The organism is Chryseobacterium salviniae (assembly GCF_035819015.1).
In the GTDB taxonomy this organism is placed as follows: domain Bacteria; phylum Bacteroidota; class Bacteroidia; order Flavobacteriales; family Weeksellaceae; genus Chryseobacterium; species Chryseobacterium salviniae.
Genome location: NZ_JAYLAA010000020.1, coordinates 96,494 through 107,167 on the forward strand (window position 1 = coordinate 96,494; position 10,674 = coordinate 107,167).

Genomic DNA, 10,674 nt, shown 5'->3' on the forward strand with positions numbered 1-10,674 from the left:
TTGCATGAGGATTTGGCATTCAACAATCCTGAATCTGAAATCACAAAACCCTAATTTCTAAATATATGCTATCAAAAATAAATCCTACCCAAACAAGTAGTTGGAAAGCCTTAGACGAACAATTTGCCAACAATGATTTTGATCTGAGAAGCCTTTTCCAGGACAATCCGAATCGTTTCAATGAATTTTCGATCAAAAGACCGAATTTTTTGTTTGATTATTCTAAAAATTTAATTGATTCAGAAACGAAGAACCTTCTTTTAAATCTTGCAGAAGAATGTGAATTGAAAGACTCTATTCAAAAAATGTTTTCGGGTGATAAGATCAATGAGACGGAAGGAAGAGCCGTTTTGCATACGGCTTTGAGAGATTTTTCCGATAAAGAAATTCTGGTAGACGGAGAAAATATCAAGCCGCAGATCAAAAGAGTCCTGGATCATATGAAATCTTTTTCCGAAAGCATTATTTCAGGAGATCATAAAGGGTTTAGCGGAAAAGAAATCACAGACGTCGTTAACATTGGAATCGGCGGTTCAGATTTGGGTCCTGTGATGGTAGTTTCAGCTTTAAAACATTTTAAAACAAGGTTAAACATTCATTTCGTTTCTAATGTAGACGGGAATCATATTGCGGAAGTTGTTAAGAATTTAAATCCTGAAACAACATTGTTCATTATTGCTTCCAAAACATTTACTACCCAGGAAACTATGACGAATGCTCATTCGGCGAGAGACTGGTTTTTAAAAGCTGGAAAACAGGAAGATGTCGCAAAACATTTTGTTGCTTTATCTACTAATGTTCAGGCAGTTAAAGACTTCGGAATTGCAGAAGAAAATATTTTCGAATTCTGGGATTGGGTTGGCGGAAGATATTCTTTATGGAGTGCAATCGGATTAAGCATCGTTCTGGCAGTGGGTTATGAAAATTTTGAACAGCTATTAAAAGGAGCTTACAATACAGATCAACATTTCCAGACAGCAGATTTTAATGAAAATATTCCCGTCTTAATGGGACTGCTCGGAATATGGTACAGAAACTTCTATGCAGCAACCACTCATGCTATCCTTCCGTATTCACAGTATTTAGACCGTTTCCCGGCCTATTTCCAGCAGGGGGATATGGAAAGTAACGGAAAATGTGTGGACAGAAACGGTGAATTTGTAGAATATGAAACCGGACCGATTATATGGGGAGAACCGGGAACAAACGGGCAACATGCTTTCTATCAATTAATTCATCAGGGAACGGAACTGATTCCTGCAGACTTTATTGCGTACGCAAAAAGTCCTAATAAAGTTTCCGATCATCAGAATAAATTACTGGCTAACTTTTTCGCTCAGACTGAGGCACTTGCCTTCGGAAAAACAGAAGAAGAAGTTGAAGCAGAATTAAAGGCTTCAGGAAAATCTGATGAGGAAATTGACTTCTTGTTAAACTATAAAGTCTTCCACGGAAACACTCCAACTAACTCGATATTATTCAACGAATTAACTCCTTTTTCATTAGGACAGTTAATTGCATTGTACGAGCATAAAATTTTTGTACAGGGTGTGGTCTGGAATATTTTCAGCTTTGACCAGTTCGGGGTGGAATTAGGAAAAGTTTTAGCGAATAAAATTTTACCGGAACTTGAAAGTAATGAAACGGTTAGCGCTCATGATTCTTCGACGAATGGGTTAATTAATTATTATAAAGCAAACAAATAAATTGTTGCTGATTTTCATTAATTTTGATTAAAAATAAAACAAATGACTACCATTACCATATATCTTAAAGATAAGGAAGAAGAAACTTTAATGGAAAATCTTTTGAAAAAAATGAAAATCAGCTTTGAAAAAAATGAGGATGATTTTGAAGTAACGGATGAAATGAAAAGAGTTATTGATGAAAGGAAAGCTAAAAATCATAAAGAGTTCACTCCAGCCAGAGAATTTTTAAAAAAGTTGAAAAACGATCATGGCATTTGAGATTTTCCAGTATCCTGAAGCAGATGAGGATATTTTGGAAGCTATAAATTATTATAAAATATTTCTAATTCTGTAGCTTCCAACTTTGAAAAACAAATTTCAAAAGCATATGATCAATTGGAAAGAAATCCTTTTTTCAAATTAGATATGATGATGTCAGAGTGCTTCCTCTTAAAAAGTTCCCTTACATACTTTTATTTCACATCGATGAAATTAAAAAATTTGTTTATGTAATTTCCGTCTTTTGCACACACCAGAATCCGGAAAAATATCCTTAAAATCTAACAATAAAAAGTAATAAAATAAAAAATGGCAGAAATTCTTGACGGATTAAAAGTATCCAAAGAAATAAAGCAGGAAATCAAAGCTGAAGTTGAAAAAATCGTTGCCGGAAAAAGAAGAGCTCCACACCTGGTAGCGATTCTTGTCGGAAACAACGGAGCGAGCAAGGCTTACGTCAATGCTAAAGTAAAAGACTGTGAAGAGGTTGGTTTTCAATCAAGCTTAGTTAAGTTTCCAAGCACGGTTTCTGAATCTGAATTATTGGAAAAAATCGATGAATTAAATAAATCAAAAGCCGTTGACGGATTTATCGTTCAGCTGCCTTTGCCGGATCAGATCGATCAGGAAAAAATCATCAACGCAATTGATCCAAGAAAAGATGTAGATGGTTTCCATCCTGAAAATTTTGGGAAAATGGCATTGGAAATGGATACGTTCTTGCCTGCGACACCATTCGGAATTTTAACTTTACTGGAAAGATATAATATTGAAACAAAAGGTAAAGACTGCGTAATCATCGGAAGAAGCAAAATCGTTGGAAGACCGATGAGTATCCTTATGGGAAGAAAAGATTTCCCGGGAAATTCTACGGTTACCTTAACGCATTCGTATACAAAAGATATCGAAGAATATACTAAAAAAGCAGATATCGTAATTACCGCACTCGGCGACCCTCATTTCCTGAAAGGAGATATGATTAAAGAAGGTGCCGTAATTGTTGATGTAGGGATCACAAGAGTAGACGACGACTCCCCAAAAGGATATTATCTTGCAGGTGACGTAGACTTTGAAAGCTGCGCAGCAAAAGCAAGCTGGATTACGCCTGTTCCGGGAGGTGTCGGACCTATGACAAGAGCAATGCTGATGAAAAACACCATTATTGCCTATAAAACTTCGGTCTATAACGACTAAATATTAATAATCAGCCTCAACTTTGGAGATGCGGAAAAATCCCTCTCCTTTGGAGAGGGATTTAGGGTGAGGAAATGAATTTAATAGAAGACATATTATTAAAAGAAGGTAAAATGCTCCCTGTAATGGAGCATTTTTACACTCTTCAGGGAGAGGGAGCACATACCGGGAAAGCCGCCTATTTCATCAGACTGGGCGGATGCGATGTCGGGTGCCACTGGTGTGATGTAAAAGAAAGCTGGGACCCGAATTTGCATCCGCTGATGAATGCAGAAGAAATTGCAGAAACTGCAGCCAAATACTGTAAAACAATCGTTTTAACAGGAGGAGAACCATTGATGTGGAATCTTGATATTTTAACATCTAAATTAAAAGAACTGGGCTGCTCCATCCATATTGAAACATCAGGAGCTTATCCAATGAGCGGACAGATCGACTGGATTACCTTATCTCCTAAAAAAACAGGACTTCCTAAAGAGGAAATTTATCAGAAAGCACATGAACTTAAAGTTATCGTATTTAATAACAATGACTTTCAATTCGCCCAGGAACAGGCAGCAAAAGTATCGGAAAAGTGTACGCTGTACCTTCAGAGCGAATGGAGCAAACGCAATGAAATGTACCCTAAAATTACAGATTTCATTATGCAGCATCCGGAATGGAGAGCTTCAGTGCAGACCCATAAGTATCTGAATATTCCGTAAAAATATGTAAATTAGCCTTTCGTTTCCGTTAATCCCGATAGATGCAGAGAATACGATATTCAAGATATCTCAAATCAATCATTATTTTGCTTGACCTTGTGGTTATTGCATCTATTTTCATATTCTTTTTTTTAACAAGAAATCAGAACCTGAAATACAATGAGGAAACCTGGTACCAAAATGCATTTTCCTTAGCTTTGCTGTTTTTGTTCTGGATCCTTTTAAGCGGAAGAACAGGAATTTACAATATACCCAGAAACCTTACCTATACTTTGTTTCTGGAAAGAATCTTCATTCATTTTTTATTGTTCATTCTGGGAGTCCTGCTAATCGGAAAGGTAAGCTATAATGTATTTTTTAATTCCGATATTTACTGGCTTTCATTTTATCTTTTCTTCTTTATTTTTTTAGTGCGGTCAATGATATTTTTCGGGATCAAGTATTTCCGAAGCCTCGGGATCAACCACCGGAATGTTATGTTTATCCAGGAAAACAGCTCTACGGAAGTTTTAAAAAATATATTAAAAGACAGAAGAGATTACGGTTACAAAATTTTCGAATATCCAAAAGAGGAAATCAAAACAGATGAGCTGATAGAATTCTGGAAGAAAAACGGAATTCATACCCTTTTCATTCCTTTAGAAAACTCTTATACGCCCAGTACCGAAAAAGAAATTTTTAAGGTTGCAGAAGCCAATAAAGTACACATTTCGCTTATACCCAATATTACACAAATTGATTTTTTTCTTTATGACATGGGGTATATACAGACACAGCCGGTTCTTAATCAGGCAAAATATCCGCTGGAATATTATTCCAATTATTTGCTGAAAAGAATTTTTGATATTGTGTTTTCCATTGTTGTTTTGATTGGAATATGCTCGTGGCTCTTCCCTATTATTGCTGTTTTAATTAAAATAACATCTAAAGGTCCCGTATTTTTTATACAGGAGCGGTACGGATTTCATGAAGAAGTTTTTAAATGCATAAAATTCCGTACAATGATAGTTAATGAAGATTCTTTAACAAAAACAACGGAAGAAAACGATAAAAGGATCACCCCTTTCGGAAAATTTCTAAGAAAAACGAGCCTTGATGAAATGCCGCAGTTCATTAACGTTTTGAAAGGCGAAATGTCAATTGTTGGGCCGAGGCCTCATATGCTTGCAGTAGACAATTATTACAAACCGAAAATTGGCCGTTACAGCCTGAGAAGCATGGTAACGCCTGGAATTACGGGCCTTGCCCAGGTAAACGGGCTGCGCGGTGATGCCGGAGATGTAGCCGTGGAAATGAATAAAAGAATTCTGGCAGATGCATTTTATGTAAGAAACTGGAGTTTTATGCTGGATCTGGTTATTATTTTAAAAACCATTTTACTGGTAATAGGCGGAGATAAAAATGCAAAATAAAAGATTTTGGTCTACATTATGATATACTGAATATTCATAGAGCCTGATCTTGACTCATTCTATAATTTTATAAATAAAAAAGTCTAATTTAGCAGAATGTTAAAAAAGTTTTTTACAGCAGTCGGAGAATATATCATCCTTCTCGGTAAATCTATACAGAAACCACAGAAAATGAACGTTTTCTGGAAGCTGCTCATGAGAGAAATCAACGACTTGGGCGTCAACTCATTTGGCTTGGTTATCTTCACTTCCATATTCGTAGGAGCAGTTGTGGCCATTCAAATGTTTAATAATTTTGATGCCTCATCATTCCCTATTCCGCCATCATTTGTGGGATATGCTACAAAAGCTGTTCTTGTACTGGAATTTTCACCAACTATTATCAGCCTTATTCTTGCCGGTAAAGTGGGTTCTTATATCGCATCCAGCATCGGAACCATGAGGGTTTCCGAACAGATTGATGCGTTGGATATTATGGGGGTAAACTCTCCCAACTTTCTTATTTTCCCTAAAATTGTAGCGTGCGTAGTATTTAATCCGCTCCTCATTGCAATAAGTATTGTTTTTGGTATTGGCGGAGGGTATATAGCAGGAATTTTAACGGGAAACTGGACCACCAATGATTATATCGTGGGAATACAGATGTATATGCCAAATCTTTTTATTTATTATGCATTTACAAAAACAATTGTTTTTGCTTTTATTATAGCAACAGTACCTTCATATTTCGGATACAATGTAAAAGGAGGATCTTTGGAAGTAGGGAGAGCAAGTACACAGGCAGTAGTATGGACAATGGTTTTCATTATCCTTTCAGAATTACTATTAACCCAATTAATATTAAGCTAAATGATTGAGGTAAAAGATCTTAAAAAAAGTTTTGATCAGGTTGAAGTACTTAAAGGGATATCAACAACTTTTGATAAAGGAAAAGTAAATCTGATCATCGGGCAGAGCGGATCCGGAAAAACGGTATTCCTTAAAAGCCTGCTAAATGTTTATCAGCCCACTTCAGGAGAAATTCTTTTTGACGGCAAAGACATTAATGTAATGTCCAGGGAAGAAAAACAGCATCTGCGTTCAGAAATCGGAACTGTTTTCCAGGGAAGCGCATTGTTTGATTCTTTAACAGTGGAAGAAAATATTATGTTTCCGCTGGATATGTTTACCAATTTAACATTCAGGGAAAAGAAAAGACGTGTTTTTGAAGTTATTGGGAGAGTACACCTCGACAAAGCCAATAAAAAATTTCCTTCAGAAATTTCCGGAGGGATGCAGAAACGTGTTGCCATTGCAAGAGCGATTGTAAACAACCCTAAATATCTTTTCTGTGATGAACCCAATTCCGGTCTAGACCCTTACACTTCCAATGTAATTGACGATCTGCTGCTGGAAATTACGCAGGAATACAATACCACTACCATCATCAATACACATGATATGAATTCCGTAATGACGATTGGCGAGAAAATTGTATACCTGAGATTAGGAATCAAAGAGTGGGAAGGCAATAAAGATATCCTGATTACCGCGGGCAATAAAAACCTCATTGACTTTGTATATTCTTCGGAATTATTTAAGGAACTGAGAGAATATTTGCTTGAGAATAATAAAACGATTGAAAATACAATTACAAAAATAGAAGACAATGAAAAAGATTCTTAGTATAGCATTAATAGGATTTTCCCTATTTGCTTCTGCACAGATTTCTTTGGCAGGAAAGGCAAACTTGATTTTTCCTACAGGATCTCCGTCCTGGCAGAATATCAAAGGAACGGTAAACCAGGCCATTGAAGGCGAAGGCAAAAACAATGCAGGTTTCAACGTGGGTCTTTCCTTAAAAGTGGGATTGCCAACCTCATTTTTCCTGATGCCGGAATTGTACTACACCAATTTTAAAAATGAATTTACTGCCGCCAATACAACTTTCGACATTAAGAGCAGCAGGATTGATCTTCCCGTACTTTTAGGGTATAATATTTTAGGAAATACAGTGGGTGTATTTATTGGGCCTGTAGCGAGCTATAATTTAGCGAAAGAAGATACCTTCAACGATTTTAGAGAGAATGCGAGAGATAATTTCACGGTAGGGTATCAGTTTGGAGCCCAGGTCGAAATCTCTAAATTAATTCTGAATGCCAGATATGAAGGTGCTTTCAGCAAAGATTCTAGAAATTTTATTAACCGGGTTTCTGGCGAAGAGATACGGTATGACAACAGACCTAACCTTTTCATGGTAGGTGTTGGTTATAAGTTTTAGAACTTTACAGATAAATATAATAATCCTCAGTTCATCAGACCTGAGGATTTTGATTTCTAAGATCCAGCTCCGCTTCACGCCTTGCAATCTCTGCAGCTCGTTTTTCCAGATCTTCTTTTTCCTGCTGAAGCTGTTTGAACGCTCTTCTTTTCTGCTCTGCTTTTATTGCACTTCCTTTGCTTACATAGCCTACCATTCCGCCAATGATCAATCCGATTCCGATACCTCCCAAAATTCCCATAATGTGAGGCATCCCCAAATCGTTCAGAGTAAAATTATTTGCTGTAAGATAAAATAAAAGTATTGATAATGCTAAAAGAATAAGCCCTGTAATTGTTAAATTTTTCATAGTGTTGTGCTTAAATAGTTTGAATTAAAATGGCCTTACCAAATTAATAAAAATTCAATAAGGCCTTACTCAAGATTAAAATTTCTTTTTTATTTACATTTTTGCGCCAGAAGCTTTGTAATATTCCAAGGCCTTCGGTAAATTTTTGTTGATATCTGAAATCCTTGTTTCCGGATTCGGGTGAGTAGACAGAAACTCCGGCTGCCTTGCACCTTTTGAAGCAGCTTCCATTCTCTGCCAGAAAGGGATTGCTTCCCTTGGATCGTAACCGGCCATTGACATGATGTAAAGCCCCATCTGGTCTGCTTCAGATTCCTGGTTTCTTCCATATTTAAGCAAAGCTACCTGTGAGCCAATAGGATATACTGCTTCAAAAACATTGGCCCATTGTGCATTAGAAATACTTCCTCCTAAAATAGCACCTCCGTATTGGGCAACCATGGCCTGAGAAATCCTTTCATTACCATGACCTGCCAAAGCGTGCGATACTTCGTGACCCATTACTACTGCTAATCCGTTTTCATTTTTCGTAACCGGAAGAATTCCCGTATAAACGGCTACTTTTCCGCCAGGCATACACCATGCGTTTAGTTCATTGCTTTGAATAAGGTTAAATTCCCATTTGTAGTTGGCCAGATCTCCCGAACGGCCGATAGACTGATAGTATCTTTCTGCTGCAGATTTTATTCTCGATCCTACACTTACCACTCTTTTCGCATCTGCAGTACCTGTAATCACCTTCGATTTTCCTAATGTAGATCTGTATTCCTGAGCAGACATTGTGAGGATTTGTGAATTGTTTGCCAGCTGCAAGGAAGACCTTCCTGTTATTGGATTGGTGGTACAAGCCGAAATCATAAGAGCAACAGCTCCTATTTCTAATAAATTTATAAATTTCATAGTTCAAGTGTTATTAGTTCAACCTTAACAATTTTTATTCCAAAATAATTTTCAGCATCATATATTTGCATACAATTTGCTGTTTAATACAAATTAAATTTATTATTATGAAAAAGTTTATCTCCATTATATGCATGCTTGGCTTTTTAGTGTTTTTTGAAAACTGCTCTTCACAAAGCAACATGGATCCTCAAGTGGTAACGGCCTTGGTAAATTCACAGGATTTTTCGTTTCATGCACAGAGGGCTAATCCTATTAATTATGATGTTATCAATATTGCAACATCACTCCCAAATTCACCGAGTACAAGAATTTTTGATCTTACAGGAGGTAATTACACGATAGATCTAAAACCAGATAATCTGGAAGTTGTACTTCCTTATTTCGGACGAGTTTTTAACCCTAGTTACGGGAATACGACGCAGAGCAGCTATAGATTTACTTCAAAGGATTTTACCGTTAATAAAAGTCAGAGTAAAAAAGGAAACTGGATAATAAAAATTAAACCTAATGATGTGAGAACCGTTGATGAGATCATTATTGAAGTTTCAAAATCCGGACGGGCTCTTACTTCTATAAGCAGCAACGACAGACAGCCTATTTCATACGACGGATATATTACAAAAAATGAAGAACAAAAAGTTCAGCCTTAAATTAATTCTTAGATAAAAATTTTTCCACAAATAATTTTGCTTCGGTACTTGGGTTAGAAACCAGTGCGGAAGCATTTTTTTTGTGCTGAAGATAAGCTTCTTCCAAAGAATTATTTTTCTTCATTTCAGACAAAATATATTCCTGAACCCAATATTCAAAACGTTTTTCAGCTTGCTGGTTTCTTACCTCTTCAAACCTATTTGTTTTGTTTTTCAGCGTAATGAACTCATCAATTTTTTCAAAAACTTCGTTAAGGCCTTCATTGCTTAAAGCAGAACCCAATAAGACAGGAATTTTCCAGTTTTTTTCTTTGGGAGAAATAAAGTCTAAGGCTCTCTTTAACTCGAGCCTCGTATTTTTAGCTTTCTGAAGATTTTCCTTATCCACTTTATTAATGAAGATTATATCCACCATCTCCATGATCCCGCGTTTAATTCCCTGAAGCTCATCCCCGCCCCCGATTATTTTTAAAAACAGGAAAACATCTGTAATATCCGCGACCAAAACTTCAGACTGACCAACACCTACGGTTTCTATTAAAATATAATCGTAGCCGGCAGCTTCACAGATCATCATGGTTTCAAAAGTAGTATTGGCAACACCTCCCAAAAATCCTGAGCTTGGGGAAGGCCGTATAAAGGCGTTTTCTTCTTTCGCCAACTCTTCCATTCTGGTTTTATCGCCCAGGATGCTTCCTTTATTGATGGCCGAACTCGGATCTATAGCCAGAACTGCCACTTTCTTCCCGTTGGCAATTGCCAATCTGCCAAAATTTTCAATAAAGGTGGATTTTCCTGCCCCGGGAACACCGGTTATTCCAACTCTGACGGAATTTCCCGTAAAAGGCATCAGCTCTTTCAGCAATTCTTCTGCCTGAAGGCGATGCTCTTCTTTTTTGCTTTCTACTAAGGTAATGGCTTTTGCAATCAGGCGTTTATTTCCTGATCGTATTCCTTCCAGTAGTTCTTTTGTAGAAAATTTCATGGATTCAAAAATAGACAATTAAAAGTCAACGGTCAAGAGGATTTGTTTATTTAAATAAGGTTTTATCCTTACCATTCTGATTAATTGAGTTTGCGCCTGTTTTTTATTTGCTGCTTAAATGATTTTCAAATTTTGTGAAATATTTATAAGACGGGCTGCCACCTTAGCCCCGATTGGAGCTTTGTCTGAGCTCATTTTTTGGTTTCGGGGGGGGGGGGGGGGGGGCGGGCGCGGAGAAAAAAAAAAAAAA

The 10,674-nt window shown here is 36.8% G+C and carries 12 protein-coding genes; 9 read left to right on the top strand and 3 right to left on the bottom strand.

Features of this window, described 5'->3' with window-relative positions:
* Positions 1–65 precede the first annotated feature (65 nt).
* The 8 genes from pgi (at position 66) to SOP96_RS06040 (ending at position 7,537) form a co-directional block, all read left to right on the top strand.
* The gene (gene pgi / locus SOP96_RS06005; protein ID WP_326320094.1) at positions 66–1,706 is read left to right on the top strand and encodes a glucose-6-phosphate isomerase; all 1,641 of its coding nucleotides are present in this window, start codon (positions 66–68) and stop codon (positions 1,704–1,706) included.
* A gap of 42 nt (positions 1,707–1,748) precedes the next feature.
* Positions 1,749–1,967, top strand: a complete 219-nt coding sequence (locus SOP96_RS06010; protein ID WP_326320095.1) for a hypothetical protein — start codon at positions 1,749–1,751, stop codon at positions 1,965–1,967.
* A 309-nt stretch (positions 1,968–2,276) separates the two neighbouring features.
* Positions 2,277–3,161, top strand: a complete 885-nt coding sequence (locus SOP96_RS06015) for a bifunctional 5,10-methylenetetrahydrofolate dehydrogenase/5,10-methenyltetrahydrofolate cyclohydrolase (protein ID WP_326320096.1) — start codon at positions 2,277–2,279, stop codon at positions 3,159–3,161.
* Positions 3,162–3,235: 74 nt separating this feature from the next.
* A complete protein-coding gene (locus SOP96_RS06020) occupies positions 3,236–3,865 on the top strand; it encodes a 7-carboxy-7-deazaguanine synthase QueE (RefSeq protein ID WP_326320097.1) in 630 nt (209 codons plus the stop codon).
* A 41-nt stretch (positions 3,866–3,906) separates the two neighbouring features.
* On the top strand, positions 3,907–5,277 hold the full coding sequence (locus SOP96_RS06025) for an exopolysaccharide biosynthesis polyprenyl glycosylphosphotransferase (protein ID WP_326320098.1): 1,371 nt from the start codon (positions 3,907–3,909) through the stop codon (positions 5,275–5,277).
* 96 nt (positions 5,278–5,373) lie between these two features.
* On the top strand, positions 5,374–6,126 hold the full coding sequence (locus SOP96_RS06030; protein WP_326320099.1) for an MlaE family ABC transporter permease: 753 nt from the start codon (positions 5,374–5,376) through the stop codon (positions 6,124–6,126).
* Positions 6,127–6,942 carry an ABC transporter ATP-binding protein gene (locus tag SOP96_RS06035; protein WP_326320100.1) on the top strand — a complete coding sequence of 272 codons (816 nt, stop codon included), beginning with the start codon at positions 6,127–6,129 and terminating at the stop codon, positions 6,940–6,942.
* Entirely contained in the window at positions 6,926–7,537 is a 612-nt protein-coding gene (locus SOP96_RS06040) for an outer membrane beta-barrel protein (protein WP_326320101.1), read from the top strand. The genes SOP96_RS06035 and SOP96_RS06040 overlap by 17 nt, the downstream gene beginning before the upstream one ends.
* 34 nt (positions 7,538–7,571) lie before the next feature.
* Here the strand turns inward: SOP96_RS06040 and SOP96_RS06045 are convergent, their stop codons facing one another.
* Both SOP96_RS06045 and SOP96_RS06050 read right to left on the bottom strand, forming a co-directional pair.
* Positions 7,572–7,886, bottom strand: coding sequence for a hypothetical protein (locus tag SOP96_RS06045; protein WP_326320102.1), 315 nt, complete (start codon positions 7,884–7,886; stop codon positions 7,572–7,574).
* Positions 7,887–7,979: 93 nt separating this feature from the next.
* A complete protein-coding gene (locus tag SOP96_RS06050) occupies positions 7,980–8,786 on the bottom strand; it encodes a M48 family metallopeptidase (protein ID WP_326320103.1) in 807 nt (268 codons plus the stop codon).
* Positions 8,787–8,893: 107 nt separating this feature from the next.
* On the opposite strand from SOP96_RS06050, the gene SOP96_RS06055 reads away from it, so the two are divergent.
* Positions 8,894–9,439 carry a DUF4251 domain-containing protein gene (locus SOP96_RS06055; protein ID WP_326320104.1) on the top strand — a complete coding sequence of 182 codons (546 nt, stop codon included), beginning with the start codon at positions 8,894–8,896 and terminating at the stop codon, positions 9,437–9,439.
* Between the two features lies 1 nt (position 9,440).
* Here SOP96_RS06055 and meaB read toward each other — a convergent pair whose 3' ends face one another.
* Complete coding sequence (gene meaB / locus SOP96_RS06060) at positions 9,441–10,424, bottom strand: methylmalonyl Co-A mutase-associated GTPase MeaB (protein ID WP_326320105.1); 984 nt, start codon at positions 10,422–10,424, stop codon at positions 9,441–9,443.
* Positions 10,425–10,674 lie beyond the last annotated feature (250 nt).

Coding starts and splice junctions, on each gene's coding strand:
- pgi (WP_326320094.1), top strand. CDS start 66: ATGCTATCAAAAATAAATCCTACCCAAACAAGTAGTTGGAAAGCCTTA.
- SOP96_RS06010 (WP_326320095.1), top strand. CDS start 1,749: ATGACTACCATTACCATATATCTTAAAGATAAGGAAGAAGAAACTTTA.
- SOP96_RS06015 (WP_326320096.1), top strand. CDS start 2,277: ATGGCAGAAATTCTTGACGGATTAAAAGTATCCAAAGAAATAAAGCAG.
- SOP96_RS06020 (WP_326320097.1), top strand. CDS start 3,236: ATGAATTTAATAGAAGACATATTATTAAAAGAAGGTAAAATGCTCCCT.
- SOP96_RS06025 (WP_326320098.1), top strand. CDS start 3,907: ATGCAGAGAATACGATATTCAAGATATCTCAAATCAATCATTATTTTG.
- SOP96_RS06030 (WP_326320099.1), top strand. CDS start 5,374: ATGTTAAAAAAGTTTTTTACAGCAGTCGGAGAATATATCATCCTTCTC.
- SOP96_RS06035 (WP_326320100.1), top strand. CDS start 6,127: ATGATTGAGGTAAAAGATCTTAAAAAAAGTTTTGATCAGGTTGAAGTA.
- SOP96_RS06040 (WP_326320101.1), top strand. CDS start 6,926: ATGAAAAAGATTCTTAGTATAGCATTAATAGGATTTTCCCTATTTGCT.
- SOP96_RS06045 (WP_326320102.1), bottom strand. CDS start 7,886: ATGAAAAATTTAACAATTACAGGGCTTATTCTTTTAGCATTATCAATA.
- SOP96_RS06050 (WP_326320103.1), bottom strand. CDS start 8,786: ATGAAATTTATAAATTTATTAGAAATAGGAGCTGTTGCTCTTATGATT.
- SOP96_RS06055 (WP_326320104.1), top strand. CDS start 8,894: ATGAAAAAGTTTATCTCCATTATATGCATGCTTGGCTTTTTAGTGTTT.
- meaB (WP_326320105.1), bottom strand. CDS start 10,424: ATGAAATTTTCTACAAAAGAACTACTGGAAGGAATACGATCAGGAAAT.